1 protein-coding gene is annotated in these 241 nt (G+C 45.6%); it reads left to right on the top strand.

Features of this window, described 5'->3' with window-relative positions; genetic code table 11:
• Positions 1-241, top strand: a 241-nt coding sequence (locus tag AAEY88_RS15265) for an ACT domain-containing protein (RefSeq protein WP_407074473.1), incomplete at both ends; no start/stop codon positions are given.

A 241-nucleotide genomic window follows, 5' to 3' on the forward strand; every position in this document is an offset into this window, starting at 1 on the left:
GGCTTACTCAGTGAGTCGTTATTACAAGAGTTATCGCAACATTGTCGTGTAAGAGTCGAGGAAGATTTAGCGTTAATCGCCATCATCGGTAATCGCATAGCATCAACGGCTGGCATTTGTAGTAGGGTGTTTAAAGTGCTTGAAAACCATAATGTTCGGATGATTTGCCAAGGCGCCAGCCCACATAATTTATGTGTGTTGGTTGCAGAGTCGGAAGCGGCGCAAGTGGTTAATGCCTTGC

Source organism: Psychrobacter sp. CAL346-MNA-CIBAN-0220, from assembly GCF_040309805.1.
Lineage (GTDB): Bacteria > Pseudomonadota > Gammaproteobacteria > Pseudomonadales > Moraxellaceae > Psychrobacter.